Raw genomic sequence first — 26,016 nt, 5'->3', positions numbered from 1 at the left:
AAGCGTTTTCTGATCTAAAGATCAACTTCGTGATACTGTCGCGGCTCACGGCTGGGAGGCGACGCCTTTGCGCCTCATCGACGTCCGCGTCACGTTCGGCACCGGCCAAGGATGCCGAACGGCCAACCGCCCGCACCACTTCTCGCGCTTCCGGGTGGAGCAGCCGCGCGCCAGCGAGATCAGCAGGCGCGGGCGACTCGCCGCGCGGCACCGGTCATCGTGTAGCCAGACGTGCGGAGCTGCTTGCGACGCCCCGCCGGTCATCCAGGCACCGGCACGTGATCGAATTCTCCCGGCAGGCCGTCACCTCACCGGCCGAAGTCGGCCGGCTCTCGCCGCCCCGCACCTGCTCGGACTGAAGTCCCATTGTTCTCAGGAAAGATCACGCATGCCCAAACACCGTATGCCCAGGCGTAAGCGAGCCCTTGCCTGGGCGGCCGCCGGCCTGTCTCTCGCCGTCGGCGGCACGCTCACCGCCAACGCCGTGACCACCGCCGCCACGCCGAAGCTGCCAGCCCCCGCACTGTTCGCAGGCCAAGCATTCGACACCTGCACTGCCCCGTCCCTCCGCGCGATGAAGGCGTGGCGAAGCTCGAACTTCTACGGAGCAGCCGCCGTCTACATGGGCGGAAAGAACCGAGGCTGCGCGCAGCCCCAGCTGACACGATCATGGGTCACGTCGGTCAGCGCCTCAGGCTGGAAACTCATCCCCCTCTACGTCGGTGCCCAGCCGCCATGCCAGACCAGCCGCAGCCCCGACCGGATCGCCGCAAAGACCGCAGCCTCACACGGGGCGAAGGACGGCGCGGACGCCACGGCCAAGGCGACCGCGCTCGGAATGAAGGCAGGCAGCGCCCTGTATCTCGACATGGAGCCGTACGACATCAACAACTCAGCCTGCAACAACGCCGTTCTGACGTATGTTCGCGCCTGGAACCGGGCCGTGCATGCCAAGGGCTACTGGGCCGGCTACTACGGCTTCAAGTCCACCAGCGCAGCCGCCGTCGCCACTGCCAAAGACCGCACGGACCTGCCGGACATCATGTGGTACGCACTGTGGGACCGGCAGAAGACCACCACGCGTGACTGGCCCTGGAGTCCGTCCCTGTGGGCCAAGCACCGCCGCGCACACCAGTACTGGGCCAACAGCAAAGAAACCAGGGGCGGAGTCACCCTCACCGTCGACCGGAACGACTGGGATGCCCCCGTCGCCGTCATCGCAAGGTAGCCCCCGCAGGCGGACACCATGCCGGCCTTGCCGAGCTTGGCCGGCGGCCGCTCCAGCCAGGCAAGCCACGTGATATCCCGGTCCTCGAAGACGAAGTCGAGGAAGACCATCGGCAGGAACATGCCGCCGAACGCCGCGATGGGGGAGTGGGCGTCGGTGGCCAGGTGCCTAGTACCGGCCGGGATCGTCCATCGCGACCCGGACCACCTGGGGTGCCAACTCGAACCAGACGGTCTTTCCCGCGGCGGTGGGCGTACTGCCCCAGTCGGCCGCCAGGGCCGAGACCAGCAACAGACCGCGACCGCTCTCGGTGTACAGCCCGCCGCCATGCGGGTTCGGGAGCAGGCGAGTTGTGTCGGCCACCTCCACCCGCAGCCGAGACCTCGTCCAGCTCACGACGACGGTGTACGGGCCTGTGGCGTGCCGCAGTGCGTTGGCGACCACCTCGTCGGAGAGCAGTGCGAGGTCGTCCAGCGTCTCGTCTGGCAGTGCCAGTCCCCAGTCACGGACCACCGACAGCACCAGCCGACGCGCCGTGGGAACGGTCTGTTCCCCCACGGTGAGCGTGAAGCCGAGGCACAGCGGTTCTCGGTGGGTGTGCACCATGATCATTCCTTGGCGGGTGCGCCCTCGGTGCGGACCGGGATGCGATGCCGGGCGCGGCAGCGGGCGATTGGCAGCAGACGAGAGGCTCACGGTGGTTCCAGATGTGGACGGGGACGGCTTGTCGTTCGCGCGAGGTGGCGCGCCCGCGCTGGGTGGGGCCGGTTCCGCCCACGATGCGTGGCGGTTCCTGCCCCCAGATGCGTGGCCGGTCCTGCTCGGAAGCGCCGGACCGACCACCTTCTGCTGCGCCCGGCTCAGGACTTCTGGGCCAGGGCCTTCAGCGCCTTCTCCGCACCCGGGTTCAGCGGGACGGGGGTGACGCCCTCGGCCTGGTCGAGTTCGATCCCCGCCGCGGCCGCGTTCACCTTCTCCAGGTCGCTCTTCTTCTCGTAGACGAGGTTGACGATCTCGGCGGCGAGATCCGGGTCGAAGCCCTTCTTCACCAGCAGCACATTGGGTACCGCGATCGTGGGCACGTCCTTGGACTGGTTGTATACGGACCCCGGGATTGAGCCCTTCTGGTAGACGTCGCCGTACTCCTTGTTCAGAGCGGGCAGCTGCGGTGTCACGTCCAGGAAGCGGACGTCCTTCTTGAGGCTGGTGGTGAGGTCCGTGATGCCGCCGCTGGGCAGCCCACCGGACCAGAACAGCGCGTCGATCGTGCCGTCCTTCATGGCGTCCACGGTCTCCGGGAGGCCCAGACGGTCGGCCGAGATGTCCTTGGCGGGATCCAGCCCCGCGGCTTTGAGCAACCGGTTGGCGATCACTTCCGTGCCGGAACCGGGGGCCCCGGTGGAGACCCGCTTGCCCTTCAGGTCCTTGAGGGAGTCGATTCCCGCGTCGGACCGGACCAGCACCTGGGTGTAGTTCGGGTAGAGCCGGGTCAGTGCTTCGAGGTTCTGGGGGGAGGAGAACGACTCCTTGCCCTTGACGGCGTCGCCGGCGGTGTCCAGGAGGGAGAAAGCGAGGTCGTACGTGCCGGCCCCGAGGCCCTGGATGTTCTGCACGGACGCGCCGGTGGTGGTGGCGGTGGCCCGGTAGCCGTCCAGGTTGTCGGAGATCAGCTTCGCGATGCCACCGCCGATCTGGTAGTAGACGCCGGTGGTGGGCCCGGTCGCGATGGTGAGCCGGCCTCCCTTCTTACTGCCTGCGGCCGTGTTCTCGGTCTGCTTACCGCCGCCGCAGGCGGTGGCGAGGAGACCTATGGCGAGAGCGGCGGTGGTGAGGCGCAAGGCACGAATGTGCTTCATGAGGGGAGCTGTCCTTCCGTGACGGTTTCCGCCTCGCGGTTCTCACCTGTAGTGGGAACCGAGAGGGTGGGCTGACTGCGGCGCACCAGGTGCACGCCGAGGGCGAGTGCGAGGGCCGCGAAACCCGCGATGATCGCTACGGGTTCGAGGTACAGGAGGCACAGGGCGGCGGCTGCGCACAGCGCCCGCTCCACCAGGCCTGCCGGGCCGAGCAGCCGGCCTCCGGTGGCCGCGGCCAGCGCGGCCACGGCGAGAGCGGAGACCGCGGTGGTCCACAGGACGCCCCACAGGCCGCCCGTGCCGAGCAAGTGAGCGCCGTTGTCGGTGAGCACGAAGGCGAACGGCACCAGGAACGCGGGCAGCGAGTACTTCCAGGTCGCCACCATCGTGCGCATCGGGTTGCCCCCGGTGATGGCGGCCGAGGCGGCCGCCGCCATGGCTGTCGGCGGGCTCACCTCGGAGAGCACGGCGTAGTAGAAGATGAACATGTACGCCTCGTGGGTGGCGACTCCCAGCGAGATCAGGGCGGGCGCGATGATCACCGCGGCGATGATGAACGAGGCGGTGACCGGGACCGCGAGCCCGAGGACGGACACCGCCACTGCGGCGAAGAGCACGGTCAGGATCAGTGTCACGGTGGGGTTGTCACCGAAGACCCCGGCCGCGTCGACGATGACCGAGGCCAGGTTCAGGCCGAGGCCGGTCTGGGTGACGACTGCGACGATCATGCCCGCCGCGGCGCAGGTGGCGACGACGGGGAGGACCGACTTGCTGCCCTCGGCGAGGGCCGTGTAGAGCCGTCGCGGCGTCATTCTGTGCCGTGGGTCGAGGAACGACAGCAGGAACTGCAGGGCCGTCGCGTAGACCACTGCCTTGAACGGGGGCAGTCCCATCGCCATGAAGCCGACGATCATGAAGAGGGAGAGGAAGTGGTAGCCGAACCGGCCGAGAAGCCGCAGCGCCGATGTGGGCTCGTCGTCCACCACGGGCTGCGAGTGGTGCTTACGGGCGTCGATCTCCACCGCGAGGAGGATGCCCAGGTAGTACAGCAGCGTGGGAACCAGCGCGTACAGCAGGACGGTGAGGTAACTCTCCTTCAGGTATTCGGCGATGATGAACGCTGCGGCGCCCAGCGTCGGCGGGGAGAGGATCGCGCCGATCCCGGCGGCCGCGAGCACTCCGCCACCCTGTTCCTTGCTGTAACCGGCCCGGCGCAGGACGGGCCAGGCGACCGAGCCCAGGCTGACGGCTGTTGCGGTGCCGGAACCGGAGACCGTGCCGAGCAGGAAGCCCGCAGCGGTCACGGTGCGTCCGGGCGCGCTGCGGGAGCCGCGGAAGGCCGCGAACGACAGGTCGATGAAGAACTTGCCCGCGCCGGAGATGTCCAGGACGGCGCCGAAGATGGTGAACAGGACGATGTAGGTGCCGGCCACGTTCAACGGCACGCCGTAGACGCCGTCGGTACCCATGAAGTAGTGGGCCGCGATCGCGTCGATGTCGAAGCCGCCGTGCGCCAGCGACCATTCGTACGGCAGCAGCCCGCCGTAGTACGCGTACACCAGGAAGCTCGCGCAGAAGGCCGGCAGGACCCAGCCGGTGGTGCGCCGGCACGCCTCCAGGACCAGCACGATCATGGCGAGGCCCACCGCCGTGTCCAGCGAGGTCGGCAGCTGTCGCCGTTCGATGAAGGCGTCGAACTCCAGCAGCGGATACAGGCACACGGCGAGCGCTGCCGCGGCGAGCAGCCAGTCGAACCACATCGGGTTGTCGTGGCGGACGGCCGCATTGTCCGGCACCCCGTCGGCGGCCGCGGTGCGGTCACCGCGCCGCCAGGGCAGCAGCAGCGCCGGTACCCGAACCGTCCCACGGTGGGTCAGGAAGATCAGCGGCAGTGTCCCCGCGAGGAAGAGCGTCAGGTAGTACTGCGTGCCCTTGGCCACCGGGAAGAAGATCGCGTACAGCGCGAACACGGACAGGGCGGCGCACACCACGGACACGGCCGCCGAGACCCCCGGGGAGAGTTTGCGGGCCGGCCGTTCCTGCTCGAAATCGGCCGCCACCTCCTGGGCTGACAACTGCCCTGGCTCGGACGGCACCGTTGCCATGCTCATCGCAGCATCTCCTGGGACTCGTCGGTTCGTGGTGCCCCAGACCGTGGCAGCTGTTACAAGCAGGCAACAGAGAACGCCTGAGGACTTAACGTAGGTTTAGGGTTCGGTTTACGGCGGTCCCTTCGCTCGTTGCTACGGCTGTGGCCTGCGCGCTCCCCGGCACCCCGCCGTCGGGCCATGGGGTCCGCCGGATCCACCAACCGGGAGGCCGCGTGCGGATACTTCTCGTCGAGGACGACAACCGGGTCGCCGACGCTCTCGCCGGTGCCCTCCGGCGCCACGGGTACGAGGTGCGACGTGCCGGCAACGCCGCCGACGCCCTGGCCGCACCCGCCGCCGATCTCGTGCTGCTCGATCTGGGCCTGCCCGACCGGGACGGCATCGAGGTGTGCCGCGAACTGCGCGCCCGCGGCGGGGTCCCGGTGATCGCGGTGACCGCGAGGGGAGACGAGCCCGACCGTGTGCGCGGGCTGCGCAGCGGCGCCGACGACTACGTGGTGAAACCGTTCGGTATCGCGGAGTTGCTCGCCCGTATCGAGGCGGTGCTCCGGCGCAGCGTGAGCCAGCGCGTCCATGAGGACCGGCTCGTCGCCGTCGACGGCCTGGAGATCGACCTCGGGCGGCGCACGGTCACCGTGGACGGGCGGGGCGTCTCCCCGACCCGAAAGGAGTTCGACATCCTCGCCCTGCTGGCCCGCGCGGGCGGCGCAGCGGTGCCCCGCGACCGGATCGTGGTGGAGGTGTGGCAGACGACGTGCGACGGTATGTCGCGCACCCTCGACGTCCATGTGGCCACCCTGCGCGGCAAGCTGGGGCGGGCGGGGAGCCTGGTACAGACCGTGCGAGGCTTCGGGTACCGGCTCTCCGCCGGTCCGGCGGCGGCCGGTGGTCCGGGGATGGCCGGTGGTGGGGCGGCGGCCGGTGGTCCGGGGATGGCCGGTGGTGGGGCGGCGGCCGGTGGTCCGGGGATGGCCGGTGGTGGGGCGGCGGCCGGCGGTCCGGCGGCGGCCGACGGGTGAGGACACCGGATGCGCCGCAGACTTCTCGTCATCGTCTTCACCCTGGTCGCAGGTCTGATCGTCGCGCTCAGCCTGCCCTTGGTGCGGGCCACCGCGGAGCGTACGGTCCAGAGCTCGTTCATCGCGCGGGGCGAGGACGGCGCCTGGTTCGCGGACATGGCAGCCACCGCCCTGGAATCGGGGCGGACCGGCCGGCTGGAGGCCGCCGCCGACCGGTATGCGAGCCTCTACGACTCACGCGTCGCGGTGGTCGACGCCGACAGCGAGACCGTGGTCGCCTCGGGCCCCTTCGACCTGGAGGAGCCGCAGGTGCGGTCGGCGCTGCTGCTTGCCCTGGCCGACCGGCCTCCCGAGCAGCCCGGCGTGCGGTGGCCCTGGGACGATCGGCCCTTCGTGCTGGCCGAGCCGGTCCGGCGCGACGGCCGTGTGCTGGGCGCCGTGCTGATCGTTTCCCCCACCGACCGGGCGCGTTCCGAGGTGGTCGACCATCTGACGCTGGTGGTGCTGGGCAGCCTCGCGGCGCTGGTCCTGGTGGTGATCGCGGTCGCGGCGCCGGTGGTCCGCTGGGTGCTCCGCCCTGTCCACGACCTGGACCGCGCCACCCATGAGGTCGCTCTCGGGCGTCTGAAGACCCGTGTGTCGGAGCGAGTGGGCGCCCCCGAACTGCGCCGTCTCGCCAACAGCTTCAACGTGATGGCCGACAGCATGCACGCCTCCCAGGAGCAGCAGCGGGCGTTCGTGGCACAGGCATCCCACCAACTGCGCAATCCGCTGACCGCGCTCCGGCTGCGGGTGGAGAACCTCGAGGAGTTCGTGAACGACCCGCGCGGTCTGAACGAACTGCGCTTCGCTGTGGAGGAGTCCGACCGGTTCGGCGAAATGCTCGACGGGCTGCTGCGGCTGGCCAGGGCGGAGGCATCCGAGGCGGAACGAGGACCGGTCGACGTCACCGCCGTGGTGACGCACCGGGTCGATGCCTGGCGGACGGCCTTCACCAGCGCGGGTGCCCCACTCACCACGCGGATCCCCGACGGGGTGAGCGCGCTGTCTCTGCCGGACTGCCTCGACCACGCACTCGACACCCTGCTCGACAACGCGCTCAAGTTCGGCGGCGGTGCACCGGTCGACGTCTCGATCCACCGCGTCCCCGTAGGCGACGGCGCCGACGCGGGCCAGGGTGCGGTTGACGACGGCGGGGAAGCGGGCATCGCGGGGCGCGCGGCCGACCCGCCTGGGGGAGCGGTCGAGATGGTCGAGGTAACGGTACGGGATGCCGGTCCCGGCCTGACCGAGGAGGAACTGTCCCAGGCGGGAGGGAGGTTCTGGCGCAGCGCACGCCACCAGAACGTCCACGGCACGGGGCTCGGCCTCGCGCTCACCCGCATGCTGGTGGAGGCGGGCGGCGGCGAACTGCTCCTGGCAGCAGCGCAGCCACACGGACTCTCCGCCACCGTACGGCTGCCCGCCGCTCCCGCCACCGGCGACCCGGTGTGACGGGAGCCGGTGACGGGGCATGTGAGCAGGTCAGGGGTGTGACTCGCGGTACCACCGGGCGGCGCCGGGGTGCAGCTCCACCGGGTGCGTGGCGATCGCCGTACGCCGGTCGAGGCGGCGGGCCTCCGGGTGGGCCCGGATGAGCCGGGACTGGCCCTCGAACAGCAGCCGGGTCAACCAGTACGCCTCCGAGTCCGGCATGTCCCGCCGCACCACCAGGAAGTTCGGCACACTCACCGTGGTCACCGCGCTCTGCGCCCCGTACACGACGGCCGGCACAGTGGTCTCGGTGTAGAGCTCGCCGTACGACCGGGTGAGTGACCCGACCACGTCACCGAGGTCGACGAGGCGAATAGGGGTGCTGCGGCGCAGTTCGGTGATCGCTCCGGTCGGCAGACCGCCGCTCCAGAAGAAGGCGTCGATACGCCCAGCGGCCAGAGCGTTTGCCGATTCGCGCACATCCAGCCGCAGGGAGGTCACGTCGCCGTCGGGGGAGAGCCCTGCGACCTTCAGTATGCGTTCGGCGATCAGTGCTGTGCCGGAGCCCTCGGAACCCATGGAGACCCGCAGCCCACGCAGCGCCTTCGTGCTGCGGACCGGGCTGTTCGCGCGGACCACCAGCTGCACGTAGTTGTCGTAGAGCGCGGCGAGCGCCACCACGGGCAGCTTCCGGGGGAAGGGCGGGCGTCCGGCGACGGCGTCGGCGGCGGAATCGGCGAGGGTGAAGCCGGTCTGCGCCAGGCCGGAGTCCACCCGGCGCAGATTGTCGACACTGCCCCCGGTGTACAGGACCCGCGCCGAGGTGTCCGGCAGCCGACTCTCGATCAGCTTTGCGTAGCCGGCCCCGTAGTCCGCGTAGACACCACCCGGGTTGCCGGTGGCCACATTCACCTCTCCCGACGGGCGGGGCGGCGCGTCACTCCCGCCGCACCCTGCGAGCAGCAGCGCCGCGGCGACAGCGCTGGCGAGCACGCGTGCCAGCCGCATGGGATCCTCCCTCGACCTGCGGAGTCGTGCGCGGGCGGTCCGGTCCGGGCGATGTGGGACGCGCACCTGTGGTCCGCCTCGATCAGCCTAACCGCCTGTGGGGCGTCGCTCGCGAGCAGGCGGTCGGCAGCTCTCGCCGAGCGGGCTCTTTCCTGCGCCTCGGTGGCCACTGGCGGCCCGGTCGCCGCCGCCTCGGCGCTCGGCAGGCTCGTCGTCGGCGGCCAACGCGCCGCGGGTCTACGAGACGAAGAGCGGTCGGCCGGCCAGGTGCTGGGGCAGGGTGATGTGGATCTCCAGGCCGCCGCTGGGGTTGGGGTGTGCGGCCACAGTTCCGGTGTGTGCCTGGATGATGGAGCGGACGATGGACAGGCCGAGTCCGGCGCCCTGGGCGGACCCGATGCGTTCTGTGCCGAAGCGCCGGAACGGCTCGAACAGGTCTGGCACCGCCTCTGCCGGTACCAGTGGTCCGGTGTTGCGGACGATCAACCCCTGTTGTGCGGAGGTGTGGATGTGGATGTCACCGCCGGGGTGGTTGTGGCGGATGGCGTTCTGGACAAGGTTGGTCAGGAGTTGGGAGAGCAGTACGGGGTCGCCGAGGACGGTGACTGGCCGCAGGTGCAGATGGAGAGTGATGCCGACGGCTTTGGCGTCGGCTGCCTGTTGGTCGGCTACCGCGGCGGCCTTCTCGTGAAGCGCCACCGATTCGCGGTGGTGAAGGCCCCGGTCGCTCTGGGCGAGCAGCAGGAGCCCGTCGATGAGCCGTTCGGCGCGGCGGTTGGCGTTGAGGAGTTGCTGGCGGACCGTGGCGAGCTTCTCGGGGGAGACGGAGGCACCGCCCAGTCCGATCTGAAGGGTGGCGCGTTGGATGGTCAGGGGTGTCCGCAGCTCGTGGGAGGCGTTGGCGATGAAGCGGCGCTGGCTGTCGAAGGCGCGTTGCAGCCGGGCGAGCAGGTCGTCGAAGGTGTCGGCGAGGTCCTTGAACTCCCCGCGGGGACCGGGCAAGGCGATTCGTTCGTGCAGGTTCTCCCAGGACAGTCTCTGGGCTGTGGTGGTGATGCGGTGCACGGGACGCAGGACGTGGCCGGCCAGCCACCAGCCCACCACGATCGAGGTCAGGGACAGCACGACCCATGCGATGAGCGAGACGGTGAGCAGCTGTGCCAGCATGGCGTCCTCGGCGTGGGAGATGGCCTGCTCCACCTCGGGCGGCACCTTGTCGGTCAATCCTGCGCTGGGCGGAGGGGGATGCGGTCCAGTTCCATCTGGGAGCCAGGCGCCGGGCGGCAGAGGCGGTGTCTCCCCGAGTTCGACCGTGAGAGTCCCGGTGATGCGCCGCTGAGTGCACAGGTAGATGACGGCGAGCAGGATCGTGCTCGACAGGAGGAACAGCCCGCTGTACAAGACGGTCAGCCGGACCCGTACGGTGGGGGGCCGATGTCCGGTCCGGCCGCGAAGCCGTGGTCTGGCGGGGTGCATTGAGTGACGCTCCTGGTCAGATCCGGTAGCCGACGCCGGGAAGGGTTTCGATCACCGGCGGTTGGCCGAGTTTGGTACGCAGCCGCGAGATGGTGATGCGGACCACGTTCGAGAACGGATCCGCGTTCTCGTCCCAGGCGCGCTCCAGCAGTTCCTCGGCGCTGACCACGGTGCCGCGGGCGCTCATGAGGACATGCAGGACGGCGAATTCCTTGCGGGACAGCGGCAGGTAGCGTCCGTCCCGGAATGCCTGCCGCTTGGCGAGATCGAGCACGATGCCGTTGCGTTCCAGGACTGGTGGCAGGGCATGGTGGGCACGGAGGGCAAGGGCCTGGATGCGTGCCACGAGTTCGTCGTACTCGAACGGCTTGGGCAGGTAGTCGTCGGCGCCGAGGTGCAGGCCTTCGACCCGGTCGGTCAGTGAGGCGGCGGCGGTGAGCATGAGGATGCGGGTGCGTGCTCCGGCCTCGGCCAGTTCCCGGCAGATCTGGTCGCCGTGGATGCCGGGGAGATCCCGGTCCAGTACCAGGACGTCGTAGTCGTTGACCGCCAGGCGCTGTTGTGCGGCGGGGCCGTCGTAGGCGACGTCGACCGCCATCGCGTGGTCGCGCAGGCCGGAAGCGACCAGTTCGGCGAGGACTTGTTCGTCCTCGGCCACCAGTACACGCATCCTGGCTCCTTTCGGTGGCCGGCGTCCCCCGGACCGCCGGGACAGCCGTGGGGGGACGTGTGCGAGAGGAGTCTGATTGGTGGTGCCTTTCACGGGCGTAACAGCACTCCGTGACGCCAGTGAAATACGGGAGCGCGTACTTCTTGGTTCCGGCGGCCGACACCGACCGCCTGACAGGAGGGTACGAGGTTGTGAAGATCGGCGCGTTGAGTCGTCTCGGTGGCCCGTCACTGAGCATCTGCCGGCTGGTGCTGGCCGGTGCGGGGGCGGCCGTGATGGTCACCTTGCTGGCAGCCTGCGGCGGGGCGGAATCCGCGAGCGCGAAGGGTACGAAGTCCGCGGATCCTGATGAGCAGCGCCTCCGGTTCACCCGCTGCATGCGTGAGCATGGCGTGGACGTACCTGATGAGAACCCGGCCAATCCCGGCAAGGGGACCACGCTGAAAGGAGACGGGGCCAAGATCGATGAGGCGTTCAAGGCGTGCCAGAAGCAGGTTCCGTCCGGCGTCAACCAGAACGATCCGAAGGTGAAGGACGAACTGCTCCGGCTCGTGCGCTGCATGCGTGAGCATGGTGTGGACATGCCCGACCCGGGTCCGGATGGCGGGATCAAAATGAAGGACACCGGCAACGGCGCCGACAAGGAGAAGTTCGACAAGGCGCTCAAGGCATGCAACAAGCCGGCGAAGGCCGGCGGGAGCGGCCAGAGCGACGGGGGCGCCGGATGAACCGGGAATCTGCACCCGCCAGCGCGCAGGCGGTCCACGACGGGTCCGACGGCGCCCAGGGGCCCTCCGGGCTCCCCGTCGGCAACGAGGAACCAGGCGACGAGACCTCCGGCCCCGGTGCCGGACCCGAGGCGCCGGCGCGACCGCGGCGACGGGTACGGGGCTGGCTGATCGGCGGTACCGCGCTGGTCGCCACCGGGGGCTGCGCGGTGGCACTGCTCACCCTCCCCAGGCAGGAACCCAAGCCGGCTGCCGGCACCACCAGCGGGGCGACCGCTCCGGTCACCAGGACCGACCTGGTGGAGCAGGAGAAGGCCGACGGGAAGCTCGGCTTCGCCGGCTCCTACCCCATCACCGCCCGATCCTCCTCGTCCGGTGCCTCCGCCAGTCGGCAGGGATCGGACACCACACCGAGCGGCACGGCGAACACCACAAAGGACAACGCTTCCCAAGGGGGCGCGAACATCCTCACCTGGCTGCCGTCGGAGGGGCAGACCATCTCGCGCGGCAAGCAGGTCTACGGCCGCGACGGCCGGCCCGTCCCGCTCTTCTACGGCTCCACCCCGTTCTGGCGCGAGCTGAAGAGCGGCATGACCGACGGAACCGACGTGTGGCAACTGGAGAAGAACCTCGAAGCCCTCGGGTACGGCACTGGCCTGACGGTTGACAAGCACTTCAGCGACGGCACCGCCCAGGCCGTCAAACGCTGGCAGAAGGCGCAGGGCCTGGCCCGGACCGGAGCGGTCGCCCCCGGTGACGTGGTGGTCGAACCCTCCGCCGTCCGGATCACCAAGGTCGAGGCGGCCCTCGGCGCGACCACGGAGGGCACCATCCTGCAAGCCACCGGCACCAGCCGGCTGGTCACCGTCGAACTGGCGGCGAACCGGGCGGCGCTGGCCAAGAGGGGCGCGTCGGTCGTGGTCGAGCTGCCCGGCGGGAAGACCGCCTCCGGCCACGTGAGCCACATCGGCACGGTCGCCAGGGCGAACAGGGAATCCGGCGGCCCAGCCGACCAGCAGCCCGGCGCCACGATCGACAAGGCCACCATCACCGTGAAGGTGACCCTGGACAAACTCGAGGAGGCGGGCGAGCTCGACGGGGCACCGGTCACCGTCCTGTTCACCAGCGCCGAGCACAAGGGGGTACTGGCCGTCCCGATCACGGCGCTGGTCGCCACGCCCCAGGGCGGATACGCCGTCCAGGTTGTGCGCGACGACAGCACCACCCGTACGGTCACCGTCGAGCTCGGCGCCTTCGGAGGAGGCAAAGTGGCCGTCTCCAGCCCCCACCTGCGCGACGGCATGAAAGTGCGGGTGCCCTCGTCATGATCCCCGTCATCGAGATGGACGGTGTTGGCAAGTTCTACCCGGGAGACGTTCATGCGCTGCGGGAGGTCTCGCTACGGGTGTCGCCCGGGGAACTGCTGGCCGTCGTCGGACCCTCCGGATCCGGTAAGTCCACGATGCTGCAGTTGATGGGCACCCTGGACCGGCCCTCCACCGGAGCCGTCCGTCTCTGCGGCCACGACGTCGGCCGGCTGGCCGACCGCGAGCTGTCGGCAGTGCGCAGCCGGTGGATCGGCTTCGTCTTCCAGCATTTCTTCCTCACCAGCCACCTGTCGGCCCTGGAGAACGTCGCCACAGGGCTGCTGTATCACGGCGTGCCGCGGCAGCGACGCCGGCACCTCGCCTACGAGGCACTGAACCGTGTCGGCCTGGGCCACCGGCTCACCCACCGGCCGCGCGAACTCTCCGGCGGCGAACGCCAGCGGGTGGCCATCGCCCGCGCCCTGGTGGCAAGGCCCGCGATCGTGCTGGCTGACGAGCCCACCGGCGCGCTGGACTCCCACTCCGGTGCCGCAGTGATGCAACTCCTGCATGAACTGAACGCCGAGGGCACCACGATCGCCGTCATCACCCACGACCTCGCCATCGCCCGCTCGCTGCCGCGCCGGGTCGAACTCCTCGACGGCCGAATCCAGCACGACACCGGACCGGCCCACGTGGAACCGGCCGACGCACAGCACGTGCCGGTCGGAGCCGGGACCGAGGAGGCACCGTGAGTATCACCAGCACACGCAACGACGCCCCCACCGGCACACCGGCCCGCCTGCCACGGCCGACGCGGCTGAACCCCGGCGACGTGATACGCGTCGGCCTGGTCGGTGTACGCGGCCGACCCCTTCGGGCCTGCCTGTCCGCCCTGGGCATCGCCATCGGGATCGCCGCCATGGTCGCCATCTTCGGCATCGCCGCCGGCAGCAAGGCCGAAGTCGATGCGCAGCTCGCCAAGGTCGGCACCAACCTGCTCACCATCAAGCCCGGAGAGAGCCTGTTCGGGACGCCGTCCAAGCTGCCCGCCGAATCCGTGGGCATGGTGCGCCGGATCGCACAGGTGCAGACGGCCTCCGCCGTTGGCGCGGTCACCGAGGCCACCGTGCACCGCACCGACAAGACCGACCAGCGCGACACCGGCGGCATCGCGGTCCAGGCCACCCGGCTCGACCTGCCCGCCACGATCGGCGCCACTGTCGGCAAGGGCACCTGGCTGAACAAAGCCACCGCGAAGTATCCAGCGGTCGTCCTCGGAAGCGTCGCAGCTCACCGGCTCGGCATCGACACCCCGGGTGCACCGGTTTACCTCGGCGGACAGTGGTTCACCGTCTCCGGCATCCTCAACCCCGTCCCCCTGGCACCAGAAATCGACCGCTCCGCCCTGGTGGGCTGGGAGGCGGCCGCCACCCGGCTCCACTTCGACCGCCACCCGACCACGATCTACACACGCTCGGCCGACGAGGCAGTCACCGACGTCCGCACCCTCCTCCCCCGTGCAGCCAACCCGGCGCACCCGGAGGAAGTGCAAGTCAGCCGGCCCTCCGACGCACTTGGCCTCAAACAGGAGATCGGTTCCACCCTGAAGAACCTGCTCCTCGGCCTGGGAGGGGTGGCCCTGCTGGTCGGCGGCGTCGGCGTCGCCAACACCATGGTGATCTCCGTACTGGAACGACGACCGGAAATCGGGCTGCGCCGCGCCCTGGGCTCCAGCCGCGGCCAGATCCGGCTGCAGTTCCTCACCGAATCGGTAGCCCTTTCCGGCCTCGGCGGGCTGGTCGGAGTGGCACTCGGCATGTCAGTCAGCATCAGCTGGGCGCTGGACAGAGGCTGGCCGGTCACCCTCCCGGCCGAGGCCGTCGTGGCAGGCATGACCGCGGCCGCCACCATCGGCGCACTTGCGGGGCTGTACCCGGCTACCCGCGCAGCCCGGACATCACCTGCCGAAGCACTGGCATCCAACTGACTGTGATGACTCGTGGTGACGCTGCGGCCGTCAACCACCCGATGGAGGGCCGGCGGGTGTTCTCATGCCGCTGTCGGCCAGCCCGCCGTGCGGTGACCCGGCTGCCGCAGCCCCTCGCACCCTGCTGGTCGGGGAGTGGCGGGGATCTCGAACCACACGGTCTTCCCGGTGCCAGTCGGATGAGCGCCCCACGCGGAGGCGAGCGCATCGACGAGAAGCAGGCCGCGCCCTGACTCACCATCAGAATCGGGCGCAGCGGGCTCGGGCAGCTGCGGTCGGGTGTCGGTGAGCTCGACCCGTACTCCAGACGTGGTCACCGACACCAAGACCACGCTCGGGGTCCCGGTGTGTTCAGCCGCGTTGGCCACAACCTCTCCGGCGCACAACTCCAGGTCGCCCAGCGACGCCTCGTCCAGCACCCTCCAGTGACGGGCGGTCTGCACGACAAGCTTCCGGACGTGGTGCGTGGATCCAAGATCGGCCGGAACCGTGAACACCGCAGTCGCGTGAAGGCCACCGGCGTTGCCGACGGCGGCGGGGAGGCCCGGAACGGTGGGGGAATCGGCGGTCGCTGCGGCGGAGACGCGTCGACGCGGCGGTGCCATCTTCACGGTCATGGGTCTCGCCCTCTCGCGGTTATCGGATGGAGCTTGGGGTGGTTGGGTCGTCCTGCACACGACGCTAGGGACGTCCTGCAGCCGAACTTGGACGGCCGTGCACCGCGCCTTGGCCGAGAATGCACGTTCTCCGGTCGGGCGGCTACCGAAAGCAACACGTGAACCCGCTCAGTGACGCAGGTGCACATCCTCGGCGGCCGCGTCCCTTCGGTGGATTGGAATACAATGAGCGGGTCATGAGCGACGGGTGGTCGACAAACGCGTTGCCGGTGGGAGATCAAGTCGCCTTCTGGCATGATGTTGTGTGCGCCACGTTCGTCCCCCTCGATATCGCCACTCCCGGTTCCGGCCCGTTCTCCGGGTCCCTCACCAGCCACCGGGTGGGAAGCCTGCGGATGGCCACAGTCGGAGCGGACCCCCACCGCGTGACCCGGAAGCCCCGCCTCATCACCTCAGGTGAGGAGTGCGTACACGTAGGGTTGCTGTGCAAAGGTCAAGCCGTCGTCGAACAAGACGGTCAGCAGGCCCTGCTTCACCCGGGGGACCTCGCCTTCTACGACACGGCCCGCCCCTTCATGCTCGGCTTCCGCGAACCGATGGAGTGGAAGGTCTTCATGCTGCCCCGCCGGCTGCTCAGCGTCTCGGACGCAGATCTGCGCAGGATGAGCGCCGAGGCCATTCACGGAGACGAAGGGGTGGGACGACTCGTCAACCCGTTCCTCGGCCGCCTCGCCGACCAGTCCGGGCCGTATGGAGAGGACAGCGATGCCCGGCTGGCCGCCGGCGCCGTCTGCCTGCTGGAAACTCTGGTCGCTGAGCGGAGCGGGAGGGAGGAGCCCATCTCACAGGCCAACCAGCTCTCACTCTCGCCGCGGATCCGCTCCTTCGTCAACGATCACCTGCCCGACCCCGGCCTCTCCCCGGAGTCGATCGCCCGCGCCCACCACATCTCGGTTCGCTATCTGCACAAGCTCTTCCAGCAAGAGGGGACCACTGTGCACAGGTGGATCCAGCGGCGCCGGCTGGAGGAGGCCAAGCGCGAACTGAGCAAGCAGGGCCGCGCAGCCGTCACGATCGCGTCCGTGGCCCACCGCTGGGGGTTTGCCGACCACGCCCACTTCAGCCGCTCTTTCCGCGCGGCGTACGGTATGACACCGCGCGAGTGGCGGGAATTCGGCAGCAGCGCGGCGAGTGACAGTCACACCCGGACCGCCACGTGATCCGAGCACTCGCCTGCAGCGGAACCTTGGAGTCCGGGCGGCCGAGAGCTGTTGTTGCATCAGACCCGGCATGAAGCCTGCCCGGACGGGCTGAACCCCGACGGCAGTCAGCCGCTGGTCGCGGAGGTACGCGGCGGGTGAGGTCCCGGCCTCGGCGAACAGGTCGGCGGCATAGCGCAGGGATATGCCTTGGCGCCGGGCGAGGACCGTGGGCGTGAAGGCCGAGTCGGTCAGATTCTCCAGTGCACAGCTGCGCATCGCCTGCAGCAGGGCCTGTCGGCCGGTCGGCGCGGTCGGCTCTCTGCCGGCGGTGGCGCGCAGTGTGGTGGCCAGCAGGTCGACGGTGGTTCAGCCGAGCTCGGCCCGCTGCTCTGGGGTGAGTTCCTGCGAGACACCGGCCGGTTCACGCAGGAACGCGGCTAGCACCCGCTCTGCGGGATGGTCGGCAGGCAGTGCCCGGCCGGACAACTCGTCGATGTCCGCGACCCGGTCGCGCAACGGCTGCCTGGGTATCTGCAGCACGATCTCCCAGCTATCGGCGGGGAAACTCAGCTGATACGGGCGGGAGGCGTCGAGCAGAGCCCCCGTGCCCGGTCGCAGCACCGCCTCCCGTTCGTCCTGGAGGCCCACCCCGGCGCCCCCGAGGTGCAGCGAGAACAGGTAATCGTCGCAGGGCTCCGACCGCGTCAGTCGGGGCGTGCGCAGCACCGTCGAGCGCCCCTGGGTACGAACGTCCGTCACGGCCAGCCCGGGCAGCAGAACGGTCTGCTCGACCGAGCCACGGAACGTGGCGCACGTGTTCGCCATCGAGAGCGGTACGAGACTCTCGCTGATCACGTGTGCCCACTCTTCGGCGCTGTCTGCGCGGAGCACTGCCATGTGACGCGACTATAGGGGATGGACCTTACGAAAACGCCCTTTCTGCGTCTCGTTCCGACAGCGCACGCGTGAGACCGGTTCCGATCGCCGAAGGCTGGGCCTGGTGATCGTCCCAGTCCTCCCTCGGTGGCGGGGCGTGCGACCAGCACGACCTCGCCTTTCGGCCGGCAGGCGATGGCCTCGTATCGCGCGTGTCGATCCATTGCACACCGAGACCGGTCGGCTCCGGTGGATCGCCCCGGCCGGCGCCCATGGTCGCTCTCGGTCAAGCCCCGGTGCTCCGACAGACAAGAAGTGAGCCGCGTTCGCCCTTAGCCTCCAGCCACGCCGAGCACGACCCGAAGAGGAGTCAACATGCCCAGAACCGGCCCACCTGGCCACACTCCCCGCGTCCCCGCCTACACCATCCGCTTTCCGGAGGGCATCGAGGCATTCGTGTTCGCCCAGTACGCCTGCCAGGCGGACTCGGCGGAAGAAGCCGCGCGGGGCGCCAATGCGCTCGCGGGCCTCTTCGCCGGATCGCACAAGCCGGATGTGCTGGACCGCGGATCGTTCGTCGACACCGCCGGATCACACAACGTGGTGTGGCTGGCGTACTGGCACGACCCACATCAGTACGAACTGTGGCAGGAGTCCGGTCCCGTCCGCTCCGTGTGGGACGGGCTGCCCAGCGAGGGGCCGGTCGGCCACTGGCGCGAGGCCTGCGTCATACCGCTCGAGCGCAACGAAACCCTGCACAGCCACCGTCATGAGGACATCGCGACCAGCGGCCTCTCCCAGCACGCGGCGGTCGAGATGCCCGAGACCCCGGTGCACGACTACTGGGGCGCCGCCCGTGACCGCATCGCCGCGTCGGCCACCGAGACGCTGGAACCGGCACTGCCGGTCTTCGTACCGGACATCCGCCGGGACGGCGGTACCTACGGCCGACGGGTCGCCGTGGAGGTACCGGACAACGTCACGCTGATCCGTACCGCACAGGACTGGTCCGCCAGCACGAAGTACCGCGAGAGGTACCTGGCCGACGTCAAACCGGTCAAGGACCGAGGCGTCGACTTCCTCGCGGCGAACGCGGACTCCGGCTGCATCGCGGCCCGCAACCTCATCGAGGAGTCGGCCGACGGTGCGCCGCTCGACCGCGCGTGCACCATCGCCTGGTTCGCCTCGCTTGAGCACCTCATGACCTGGTGCCGGTCACACCGCACCCATCTGGAGATCTACGCCAGCTTCTACCAGATGGCCAGTGGCGGGGAAGCACCGTTGGACGTCGCGTTCTGGCACGAGGTCTCGGTGCTACCCGGCGGATCGGTCACCGCCGAATACGTCAACTGCCATCCGGGGACGGGATTCCTGCCGCTCCCCGACCGCCGTCACGACGTGGCGGGAAGCGCCTGACGAGAGGGCGACGCCCGTCCGTAGCGCGGCGCATCCCACCATCTGGAGCGGGGGAGTTGGTCGCACGGTACTTCGTTGCCGTCCGGGCACGGGTGAGCCTGGCGTCCGTCTCTCTCGCTGGGCACTCAGCTCCCTGTCCTCTTCGAGCTAACCACTCAAGAGCACGTGACCGGTTTGCCCTTTCCCTCTTCTAACCAGTAAAGTCGCGAACAGTAGTTAGACATACGGGATCGCTGCAGTTTCGGCCGTTGCCGGCTTCTGACGGTCAACTCCCGTGCCCTCTTTCGACTTTCCGGAGGCACACCTCATGACCACCATCGTTCTCGTCCACGGTCTGTGGGCCGACGGCTCCGCCTGGAGCGAGACCATCGCCGAACTGCGCACACTGGGACACGAGCCGATCGCCGCCCAGCTCCCGCTGGAATCGATGGAAGACGACATCACCGCCGTCCGCCGGGTCCTGTCCACCGTCGACGGAGCCGTACTCCTGGTCGGCTGGTCGTACGGCGGAGCCGTCATCACCAACGCAGCTGTCGGCCAGGACCACATCAAGGCCCTCTCCTACATCGCCGCCTTCGCCCCCGACCAGGGCGAATCGGTCAGCGACATCGCACACCGCAATCCCGGCAGCCTCATCCGCGAACACATCAGGGTCACCGACGACGGCCACTCCTACATAGACCGGCCCGCGTACGGAAAGGTCATCGCCGCCGACGCGCCCGCCGAACGCGCCGCCCTCGCCGCAGCAGTACAGAAACTCCCCCGCCTCGGCATCGACAGCGCCCCTTCCGGTCCCCCCGCCTGGCGCCACATTCCCTCGCACTACCTCATCGCCACCCAGGACCGGGCCCTGCCCACCACCACACAGCACGAACTCGCCGCCCGGATCGGCGCACAGACCACCGAATGGGACACCGCGCACGGCCCCATGTACGCCCACCCCAAGGACCTCGCCACCTACCTGCACACCCTCGCCAAGAACCTGTGACCGCGTGGTTCTGGCCCGGCCAGGGGTCCTGACGGGTTCCTGGCTGGTCCGGAGCCATGCCTACGGGCGGGGTGTCCCATGCCTGCGGGGGTGAGGCCACGCCTCGCCCCCGCAGGCATGAGTTGGTCGTGCCTGCTCCCGAACGGGGTGCTGCGCGGAGAGGGGCGGTGAGCGGCCGCCTGCCGACTCGACGTTCGGGCTGCCGGATTCAGGCGCCCGGGCGTGTTCTCCTTCCCGAGAAGGAAGAGCGTCGCCCAGGCGCCACCGAGGTCCTCGCGCGCCGGTGCCGGGCGAGAGCCAACTCGAACAGCGGAACGGAGCGCACGAAGCCGTCCGCGATAAGGGTGACCAGCCTATCGAACTGCTCGGCGTGCGCCCTCGACCCGCTCAGGAGAGCCAGCCATTCATCGGCCCACAGGGATGTGACCGTGGCCCGGCTCGGGCGTCGTTCGACGCCAGGGTCCGAGCCAGCCACGTTACTGAACGGGGGTGCCAGCAGCCCCAGCGGGCATCGTCTCGGGCCGGCTGTACGAACCACTGCCAGAGCCGTCCGCAGCGGATCGGGTCCGCTGCGGACGGCCTGTTCGTGGAGGTCAGCCTGAAAGTGGCAACCCCGTGTAGTTCTCGGCGAGTTCCGCCGCCGCGTGCTTCGACGTCGCCACCCGTTCCAGCTGTGACAGCTGCAGCCGCGTCTCGAAGGCCGACTGCTCAGGGTCCGTGTGCAGGGTGGTCGTCATGAAGTACGAGAAGTGCTCCGCCCGCCACACCCGGCGCAGACACGTGTCCGAGTACGCGTCCAGCAGCTCGGTCGAACCAGTCTCCCGCCACCGGGTCAGCGCGTGGGCCAGCACGATCACATCGGCTGCGGCCAGGTTCAGCCCCTTCGCTCCGGTCGGCGGAACGATGTGCGCCGCGTCGCCCGCCAGGAAGACCCGGCCGTAGCGCATGGGCTCGGTGACGTAACTGCGCATCGGCAGCACCGCCTTCGAGGTGACAGGTCCGCGCTCCAGCTTCCAGCCGGGATCGATGTGGGTCGCGAACCGGGCGTCCAGCTCGTCCCAGATCCGCTCGTCCGGCCAGTCGCCGGGATCGGTGCCGTTCGGCACCTGGAGGTACAGGCGGCTCACGGATGGCGAGCGCATGCTGGCGAGGGCGAAGCCGCGCTCCGAGTGTGCGTAGATCAACTCCTCGTACACGGGCGGTGCTTCGGCAAGGATGCCGAGCCAGGAGTAGGGGTACGTCCGCTCGTAGGTGGTCCGTACGGAGTCGGGCACGGCGTTGCGGGTCACACCGTGGAAGCCGTCGCAGCCGATGACGTAGTCGCAGGTGAGTATCTGCTCCCGGCCCTCGTGCCGGTAGCGGACGACCGGGCTTCCGGTGTCCGCACCGTCGATGGAGATCACCTCTGCCTCGAAAAGCAGCGGCCCGCCCTCGGCGAGTTGGAGGGCGATGAGATCCTTCACGACCTCGGTCTGCGCGTACACCGTCACGTTTCGCCCGCCGGTGAGCGAGGGGAAGTCGATGCGGTGCGCGCGGCCGCCGAAGCGGAGCTCGATACCGTCGTGCGGCATACCCTCGCGGTCAAGCCGTGCCCCTGCCCCGACGGCGCGGAGCGCGTCGACGGTGGCCTGCTCGAGGATTCCGGCGCGCTGTCGGTGCTCCACGTAGGAACGGTCCCGGCGCTCCAGCACGACGCTGTCGATTCCCGCTACGTGTAGCAGTCTGGCCAGCAGGAGGCCGGCCGGGCCGCCACCTATGATGCCGACGGTGGTGTGCATCAGCACTTCCCTTCTTCTTCGAGTTCCCTGAGGACGAGGTCCGCCGTAGCGAAGGCGGAGTTGGCGGCGGGTGGCCCGCAGTAGGCGGCTGACTGCAGCAGGACCTCACGGCGGTACCGGGTGATCCGGTGGACGACGGCCTCCATCCCCGACCCGCACAGCCGGTTCACCGTGGTGCCGGGCACGGTCAGCGGCAGTCCGGCGAGCAGCACGGCCATCCGGGCCACCTCGTGGTTGTCCTACCCGGCACCGTTGGCATTGCCGAAGAAGACATCGTCGATCCGGCCGGGTCGAGGTCCGGCACCCGGGAGAGACGAGCGCATCCGACACGCCCGCCGCCAGATCGTCCGGAGGCACACCGGCCGGCGCACCGCCGTACTTGCCGGTCGGCGTGCGAACGGCATCGACCACATGCACCTCACGCAGACGGCCGGTCATGTCAGCTCCTTCACCCGCGCGACCCCGACGGGCGCAGCGGTCCTCTGTCGTATGTCACCCGGAGTGACTCCCGGAGCGGTCTCGACGAGAACGAGTCCCTCCGCGGTCACGTCCAGGACGCCGAGGTCGGTGATGATGCGGTGTACGCATGCCTTGCCCGTCAGCGGCAGTGTGCACTCCTGGACGATCTTCGGGGCGCCGTCCTTGGTGGTGTGGTCCGTCAGGACGATCACCCTGCGGGCGCCGTGGACGAGGTCCATCGCGCCTCCCATGCCCTTGATCAACTTTCCGGGAACGGACCAGTTGGCCAGATCGCCGCCCGCGGAGACCTGCATGGCCCCCAAAACAGCCGTGTCGACATGTCCGCCGCGGATCATGCCGAAGGACAGCGCGGAGTCGAAGAACGCGGCGCCGGGGCGGGTGGTGACCGTCTCCTTCCCGGCATTGATCAGATCCGGGTCGACTTCGTCCTCGTACGGGTACGGTCCGACGCCGAGGATCCCGTTCTCGGAGTGCAGGACGACATCCACGTCGACCGGAAGGAAGCTCGGTATGAGCGTGGGCAGCCCGATGCCGAGGTTCACATACGAGCCGTCGGTCAGTTCGGCAGCCGCGCGTGCGGCCATCTCGTCGCGTGTCCAGCTCATCAGCGTCGTTCCGCCCCTCGCACGGTCCTTTTTTCCATGTCCTTGCTGGCGGCCTGCTGCGGCGTGAGCGGGAGCACCCGTTGGACGAACACGCCCGGTACGTGGATCGCGTCCGGGTCCAGTTCCCCCGGCTCGACCAGCTCTTCCACCTCGGCGATGGTGACCCGGCCGGCCATCGCCACGAGCGGGTTGAAGTTCCGGGCGGCCTTGTTGAGGACCAGGTTCCCGTGCCGGTCGCCCTTCGCAGCCCGCACGAGGGCGAAGTCGGTGGTGATGCCGTATTCGAGGATGTGGTCACGGCCGCCGAAGGCGCGGACCTCCTTGGCGGGGGACGGCAGTGCCACCGAGCCGTCGGGGGCGTACCGCCAGGGCAGTCCGCCGTCCGCGACCTGAGTGCCGACGCCCGCGGGGGTGAAGAAGGCGGGGATACCGCAGCCTCCGGCACGCAGCCGTTCGGCGAGCGTGCCTTGGGGCACCAGCTCGACCTCCAGCTCACCGTGGAGGTACTGGCGGGCGAACTCCTTGTTCTCGCCGATGTACGAGCTGGTGACACGGGCGACGCGGCGCGCTGCGAGCAGGATGCCGAGTCCGCGGCCGTCCGCACCGCAGTTGTTGGAGACCACGCTGAGTCCGGCGGTGCCGCGGGCGTACACCGCCTCGATCAGCACGTTCGGCACCCCGCTCAGGCCGAATCCGCCAACGGCGAGCGATGCGTGATCAAGGATGTCGGCGACCGCCTCGGCAGCCGACCGTTTGACTTTGTCCATGGAGGGCTTCGCCACCTCTTCCGCTTGTTCGTCAAGTGAACTAATATTCATTCTTGACCGTCCTGAGTGTGCGTGGACCCGGCGCGCATGTCAACGCCCCTGGAGCAGCGATGCCAGCCACCCCGGCAGACGACCCGACCACCGCACCGGCCGAGGCCGTAGGGCCGCTGATGCGCGGGATCACGGTGCTGCGCGAGATCAGCGACGCGGGCGGACGGATGAGCCTCAGCGATGTCGTACGCACCACGGGGCTCGCCCGCTCCACGGTCGACCGGGTCGCGGCGACCCTCGGCCGCACGGGCTATCTGCGGCTCGACGGCCACGAGGCGAGACTCGCGCCGCGGCTGATGGAGTTGGGCAACGCCTACCTCGCTGCGCTCGGGCTGCCGGAGCGGCTGGGCCCGCTCGCCGAACGGCTCGCCGGGGAACTCGACGAGTCGGTCTCCCTCGCCGTGCCCGACAGGGACGGCATCCGCTTCGTACACCAGACCACCCGGCGCCGCGCGATGTCGTTGACCTTCCGGATCGGTGATCTGCTGCCGGCGGAACGCACGGCGCCAGGGCCGCTGTTCGCCGCGGCATGCTGGGAGGAGGGGGACTGGGCGGTGTGGCGCGGACGCCGGGCGAGGGCCCCGGAGAACCGTCAATTTCCCGCCATGCCACCGCGACCCGGGGACACCGCCGCCACGGACTTCGAAGACTTCGAGGAGCGGGCCGCCAGGGCGACGCAGGACGGCTACGCCCTGGACGACCAGCGCATCGAGCCCGGCCTGGTCGCCTTCGCCGTCCCGGTTCGCGACCCGCAGGACGAGGTGGCCTGCGCGGTCAGCGTGGTCAGCCACACCAGTCGCCACAGCGCCGACTCGCTGCGGCAGACGATCCTGCCCCGGGTGCGGGAGACCGTGGCCGCGATGGAGCACGAGCTGCTCCGGCCCGAACCCGCAGCGGCGGAACCCACCAAGGATCTCGCCCGGTGGACCACCATCTCCAAGCAAGAGCTCGGCGCGGAGTTCGTGGAGTCCCTGGCTCGCGGGCTGACCGTGATCACCGCATTCGGGCAGGGGAGGGCGGAACTCTCGTTGAGCGAGATAGCCGGGGCCACCGGGCTCGCCAGGGCCACTGCGCGGCGCGCCCTCATCACTCTGGAACACCTCGGATACGTGACGTCCCGGGACCGCCGCTTCCGGCTCACCCCGCGCGTGCTCGCCCTCGGGCATTCCCCGCTCTCCTGTACGCCGCTCCCTGAAATCGCCGTACCCCACATGACCCACCTGGTCGGCCGCGTCCACGACTCTGCGTCGCTCGCCGTCCTCGACGGCGACGACATCCGCTACACCGCTCGCGTCGCCACCGAACGCATCATGAGCGTCAACATCACCATCGGCACCCGCATCCCGGCGTACGCCGCCTCCATGGGACGCGTCCTCCTGGCCGGACTCCCCGCGGACGAACGCACAGCCCGTCTGGCCCGCGCCGACCTCCGCCCCCTCACCCCCCACACCGTCACCGAACCCGCCCGCATCAGCGCACTGATCGACCGCGTCCACCACGACGGCTACGCCCTCGTGGACGAGGAACTGGAGGAGGGGCTGCGTTCGATAGCCGTGCCCGTCCGCGACCGCATGGGCCGCACCGTCGCCGCCCTCAACGTCGCCATGCACAGCAGCCGCCGCACCACAGCGGACTGCATCACGGACGTCCTCCCCGAACTCCGTGCCGCCGTGGCCCGTATCGAAGCCGACCTCCATGTCGCGGGCCGCTTCACCCGCATCTCCGAGGTCTGATGGCCACGAGCAGCCGGCCCGATGTCCTCAGCGCCCCAAGCCGGGGCAGCAACAGCGTGGCAGAGCCGGTGCCGGCACATAAGAGCCGACCAAGATCACCCTTGTCCGCCAGGAGCTTCGTGGTGCTTGCCGTCGGCTGGTCCTCCCGGCAGCCCCGATCCGGTCCGCCAACAGCATCCGAGATGCCGCACCGCTAACCTAACCGCTAGAGCCTCGCCCACCGCCGCAGCTTCGCGGTGTTGTGTTCCTTCGAGAGCTGGTTCCCTGTGGTCTCGCCGGGGCTCATCACGAATGCCATGATCGGTGTCCATCGCTTGTGCCCCGTGCGAGCAGTCCATCTGACAGCAGGGAAGGCCGTGATCCCTGTGATGCGCTCTTTCTCGATCACTCGCGTCCGCAAGTAGCCACGGCTCGTCGCCTTGGTGTTGTCGCACGTGACACCCAGTCGATATCCGCGGATAGCGAGGAGCACCAATCCCATCACGGCGAACCACGCCACGAGCCGCGGGAACCCGTCACTGGCTTGAACCCCGTAAGCGATGCTTCCCGCTGCCGGGACGGCTCCAAGGCTGCTGTTCGCGAGGCGGTTCAACGTCGATGGCGACAGTTCCAAGACGCTCCTCACTCAGGATCCCAC

21 protein-coding genes and 3 pseudogenes are annotated in these 26,016 nt (G+C 69.4%); 11 read left to right on the top strand and 13 right to left on the bottom strand.

All coding sequences use genetic code 11. The features are described from left to right. Window positions 1-388 precede the first annotated feature (388 nt). Window positions 389-1,228 (top strand): glycoside hydrolase domain-containing protein, encoded by an 840-nt coding sequence (locus OG293_RS01190; RefSeq protein WP_405996845.1) that lies wholly within the window; start codon window positions 389-391, stop codon window positions 1,226-1,228. Here OG293_RS01190 and OG293_RS01185 read toward each other — a convergent pair. The 4 genes and pseudogenes from OG293_RS01185 to OG293_RS01170 all read right to left on the bottom strand — a co-directional run. Next, a pseudogene (locus OG293_RS01185) lies at window positions 1,207-1,398 on the bottom strand (DUF475 domain-containing protein); the annotation flags it as partial. The gene OG293_RS01190 and the pseudogene OG293_RS01185 overlap by 22 nt on opposite strands. Next, entirely contained in the window at window positions 1,397-1,834 is a 438-nt protein-coding gene (locus OG293_RS01180) for an ATP-binding protein (RefSeq protein WP_405996844.1), read from the bottom strand. The pseudogene OG293_RS01185 and the gene OG293_RS01180, both read right to left, overlap by 2 nt. A gap of 254 nt (window positions 1,835-2,088) precedes the next feature. Beyond that, window positions 2,089-3,084, bottom strand: coding sequence for a TAXI family TRAP transporter solute-binding subunit (locus OG293_RS01175; protein ID WP_405996843.1), 996 nt, complete (start codon window positions 3,082-3,084; stop codon window positions 2,089-2,091). Beyond that, window positions 3,081-5,195 carry a TRAP transporter permease gene (locus OG293_RS01170; protein WP_405996842.1) on the bottom strand — a complete coding sequence of 705 codons (2,115 nt, stop codon included), beginning with the start codon at window positions 5,193-5,195 and terminating at the stop codon, window positions 3,081-3,083. Before OG293_RS01170 ends, OG293_RS01175 begins: the two co-directional genes overlap by 4 nt. A 212-nt stretch (window positions 5,196-5,407) precedes the next feature. Here OG293_RS01170 and OG293_RS01165 point away from each other — a divergent pair. Next, window positions 5,408-6,076: pseudogene (locus tag OG293_RS01165) on the top strand (response regulator transcription factor); the annotation flags it as partial. Between the two features lie 147 nt (window positions 6,077-6,223). Then, a complete protein-coding gene (locus tag OG293_RS01160; RefSeq protein WP_405996841.1) occupies window positions 6,224-7,708 on the top strand; it encodes an ATP-binding protein in 1,485 nt (494 codons plus the stop codon). Window positions 7,709-7,738: 30 nt separating this feature from the next. Here OG293_RS01160 and OG293_RS01155 read toward each other — a convergent pair whose 3' ends face one another. From OG293_RS01155 to OG293_RS01145, 3 genes are all read right to left on the bottom strand, one after another. Continuing rightward, a complete protein-coding gene (locus OG293_RS01155) occupies window positions 7,739-8,695 on the bottom strand; it encodes a TAXI family TRAP transporter solute-binding subunit (RefSeq protein WP_405996840.1) in 957 nt (318 codons plus the stop codon). A 237-nt stretch (window positions 8,696-8,932) separates the two neighbouring features. After that, on the bottom strand, window positions 8,933-10,171 hold the full coding sequence (locus OG293_RS01150) for a sensor histidine kinase (protein WP_405996839.1): 1,239 nt from the start codon (window positions 10,169-10,171) through the stop codon (window positions 8,933-8,935). Between the two features lie 16 nt (window positions 10,172-10,187). Continuing rightward, window positions 10,188-10,841, bottom strand: a complete 654-nt coding sequence (locus OG293_RS01145; RefSeq protein WP_405996838.1) for a response regulator transcription factor — start codon at window positions 10,839-10,841, stop codon at window positions 10,188-10,190. A gap of 110 nt (window positions 10,842-10,951) precedes the next feature. On the opposite strand from OG293_RS01145, the gene OG293_RS01140 reads away from it, so the two are divergent. The 4 genes from OG293_RS01140 to OG293_RS01125 are packed head-to-tail and all read left to right on the top strand — an operon-like array spanning window position 10,952 to window position 14,866. Beyond that, complete coding sequence (locus OG293_RS01140) at window positions 10,952-11,569, top strand: hypothetical protein (protein ID WP_405996837.1); 618 nt, start codon at window positions 10,952-10,954, stop codon at window positions 11,567-11,569. After that, the gene (locus OG293_RS01135; protein ID WP_405996836.1) at window positions 11,566-12,897 is read left to right on the top strand and encodes a peptidoglycan-binding protein; all 1,332 of its coding nucleotides are present in this window, start codon (window positions 11,566-11,568) and stop codon (window positions 12,895-12,897) included. Before OG293_RS01140 ends, OG293_RS01135 begins: the two co-directional genes overlap by 4 nt. Continuing rightward, a complete protein-coding gene (locus tag OG293_RS01130) occupies window positions 12,894-13,631 on the top strand; it encodes an ABC transporter ATP-binding protein (protein ID WP_405996835.1) in 738 nt (245 codons plus the stop codon). Before OG293_RS01135 ends, OG293_RS01130 begins: the two co-directional genes overlap by 4 nt. Before the next feature lie 2 nt (window positions 13,632-13,633). Beyond that, complete coding sequence (locus tag OG293_RS01125; protein WP_406003472.1) at window positions 13,634-14,866, top strand: ABC transporter permease; 1,233 nt, start codon at window positions 13,634-13,636, stop codon at window positions 14,864-14,866. A 62-nt stretch (window positions 14,867-14,928) separates the two neighbouring features. Here OG293_RS01125 and OG293_RS01120 read toward each other — a convergent pair whose 3' ends face one another. Further along, window positions 14,929-15,483 carry an ATP-binding protein gene (locus OG293_RS01120; protein ID WP_405996834.1) on the bottom strand — a complete coding sequence of 185 codons (555 nt, stop codon included), beginning with the start codon at window positions 15,481-15,483 and terminating at the stop codon, window positions 14,929-14,931. A 236-nt stretch (window positions 15,484-15,719) separates the two neighbouring features. Here OG293_RS01120 and OG293_RS01115 point away from each other — a divergent pair, with 236 nt between their 5' ends. Continuing rightward, the gene (locus tag OG293_RS01115; RefSeq protein ID WP_405996833.1) at window positions 15,720-16,703 is read left to right on the top strand and encodes a helix-turn-helix domain-containing protein; all 984 of its coding nucleotides are present in this window, start codon (window positions 15,720-15,722) and stop codon (window positions 16,701-16,703) included. 348 nt (window positions 16,704-17,051) lie between these two features. Here OG293_RS01115 and OG293_RS01110 read toward each other — a convergent pair whose 3' ends face one another. Further along, window positions 17,052-17,582, bottom strand: coding sequence for a hypothetical protein (locus OG293_RS01110; protein ID WP_405996832.1), 531 nt, complete (start codon window positions 17,580-17,582; stop codon window positions 17,052-17,054). A 354-nt stretch (window positions 17,583-17,936) separates the two neighbouring features. Between OG293_RS01110 and OG293_RS01105 the strand changes: the two genes are divergently transcribed. Then, window positions 17,937-18,977, top strand: a complete 1,041-nt coding sequence (locus OG293_RS01105) for a phenylacetaldoxime dehydratase family protein (RefSeq protein WP_405996831.1) — start codon at window positions 17,937-17,939, stop codon at window positions 18,975-18,977. Window positions 18,978-19,284: 307 nt separating this feature from the next. After that, entirely contained in the window at window positions 19,285-19,965 is a 681-nt protein-coding gene (locus tag OG293_RS01100) for an alpha/beta hydrolase (protein ID WP_405996830.1), read from the top strand. Window positions 19,966-20,558: 593 nt separating this feature from the next. Here the strand turns inward: OG293_RS01100 and OG293_RS01095 are convergent. The 4 genes and pseudogenes from OG293_RS01095 to OG293_RS01080 all read right to left on the bottom strand — a co-directional run bounded on the left by OG293_RS01095 (window position 20,559) and on the right by OG293_RS01080 (window position 23,595). Further along, window positions 20,559-21,743, bottom strand: coding sequence for a 4-hydroxybenzoate 3-monooxygenase (locus OG293_RS01095; protein WP_405996829.1), 1,185 nt, complete (start codon window positions 21,741-21,743; stop codon window positions 20,559-20,561). Between the two features lie 131 nt (window positions 21,744-21,874). After that, window positions 21,875-22,181, bottom strand: a pseudogene (locus OG293_RS01090) (3-oxoadipyl-CoA thiolase); the annotation flags it as partial. Continuing rightward, entirely contained in the window at window positions 22,178-22,828 is a 651-nt protein-coding gene (locus OG293_RS01085; RefSeq protein ID WP_405996828.1) for a CoA transferase subunit B, read from the bottom strand. The pseudogene OG293_RS01090 and the gene OG293_RS01085, both read right to left, overlap by 4 nt. Continuing rightward, on the bottom strand, window positions 22,828-23,595 hold the full coding sequence (locus OG293_RS01080) for a CoA transferase subunit A (protein WP_405996827.1): 768 nt from the start codon (window positions 23,593-23,595) through the stop codon (window positions 22,828-22,830). The genes OG293_RS01085 and OG293_RS01080 overlap by 1 nt, the downstream gene beginning before the upstream one ends. 110 nt (window positions 23,596-23,705) lie before the next feature. On the opposite strand from OG293_RS01080, the gene OG293_RS01075 reads away from it, so the two are divergent. Continuing rightward, window positions 23,706-25,379 (top strand): IclR family transcriptional regulator C-terminal domain-containing protein, encoded by a 1,674-nt coding sequence (locus tag OG293_RS01075; protein WP_405996826.1) that lies wholly within the window; start codon window positions 23,706-23,708, stop codon window positions 25,377-25,379. Window positions 25,380-26,016 lie beyond the last annotated feature (637 nt).

It is taken from the genome of Streptomyces sp. NBC_00829 (genome assembly GCF_045161795.1).
Taxonomy (GTDB): domain Bacteria; phylum Actinomycetota; class Actinomycetes; order Streptomycetales; family Streptomycetaceae; genus Streptomyces.
Note: the sequence above shows the minus strand (reverse complement) of the source record. Positions and strands in the feature narration are given on the sequence as shown.